Raw genomic sequence first — 1298 nt, 5'->3', positions numbered from 1 at the left:
TTATAGTCCTAGGCATCTAGTAGAAATAGAAGTTATTGCATTCAGTGATAAAACATAACAACCCAATTAACACACTCACTGCGTTCGCTGGGACGCATACACGCGGGGCGGCTGCGCCATTATGCCCCACATGTCTGCGCCCGTTATTGGAAAGTTATAAGCCAAAAGGAATTTGAATTTGCTCTTCGATTGGTTCAACTCTGAAAAACCAAATGTATACTTGGGTTCATTGGCTGTAGTTAATGACAGCAACATATCTAAAATAGAGTCGTTCTTTTCTATAAGTGGAAATTCACTACAAGATCATATGCGCAAAAAACTCGAAGAGATTTTTTGCCTCCACAGTATCTCTACCATTAAGGAACCGAAGAAATCTGACATTGGCTTGGATGTCGTTATAGCCACACTACACGGTGGCGAAGCTTTTACCGTTAATCTTGGAACCTCTGGTATACCAATATTTTGGCGTCCAAAAATCAAGTTGGTTTCGCGTCTATACAACATTAATCACGGCAAGACCGTTAAAACATTCAGTGTTTCTAAATCTGTGACATGGCGTGAATTCATTGCAAAGCAATTTAGTCTCAGGGGGCTATTCCGCTGGGGACCTCTTTACCATAATGAGGACATGGAAATCTTGCTTTATCAGGCATGTCTTGAGTTAATAGATAAAATGCGTAAGGCTATTTAAACAGTGGCTTATAACAAACCACTTAAGGCACTCGCTTCGCTCGCTGGGACGCTAACACATGGGCTGCGTCACTTCGTTCCTAATTTTAGCCCATGTATTAGCGCCCCTTAGTGGGGTGTTATGTAGCACGATGAGAATTGAACTCCAAGAACTGAAAAAAGAAATGATTGCTCGTGGCGTGAACGAGTCAATCTATGCAATAGACACCCTTCCGTCTTACGAAGGCTTCTGTATCTATGATGCACGTAGTGAAATTGAAGTATTCTATTTTGAGCGTGGAAATCGCTTTGAACTAAAAAGTTTCAAGGATGTTCAAGCAGCAATAACATGCTTCAAGCAAATGGTTTTTAATGAAAAATAGGCTGTATTGGGCTGTGCAACATAACAACTCAATCAACACACTCACTACGTTCGCTGGGACGCATACACGCGGGGCGGCTTCGCCATTATGCCCCACATGTCTGCGCCCGTTATTGAAAAGTTATAAGCCTTAACAGAAGTGAGCTATGGAAATTGAAATCTCGTCTGATAAAACGAAGCTCGACGTTGAGTTCATTCATCGTTTCTTGTCTCAAGAGTCGTATTGGGCGAAAGGTCGTTCCCTAGA

2 protein-coding genes are annotated in these 1298 nt (G+C 42.1%); both read left to right on the top strand.

What is annotated here, in order from left to right:
- Positions 1–178 precede the first annotated feature (178 nt).
- Positions 179–691 (top strand): hypothetical protein, encoded by a 513-nt coding sequence (locus IW644_RS19840; RefSeq protein WP_269919044.1) that lies wholly within the window; start codon positions 179–181, stop codon positions 689–691.
- A 130-nt stretch (positions 692–821) separates the two neighbouring features.
- Positions 822–1052, top strand: a complete 231-nt coding sequence (locus IW644_RS19835) for a hypothetical protein (RefSeq protein ID WP_211071287.1) — start codon at positions 822–824, stop codon at positions 1050–1052.
- Positions 1053–1298 lie beyond the last annotated feature (246 nt).

The sequence above is a fragment of the Alteromonas sp. PRIM-21 genome, from assembly GCF_027563165.1.
GTDB lineage: Bacteria > Pseudomonadota > Gammaproteobacteria > Enterobacterales > Alteromonadaceae > Alteromonas > Alteromonas macleodii_A.
Note: the sequence above shows the minus strand (reverse complement) of the source record. Positions and strands in the feature narration are given on the sequence as shown.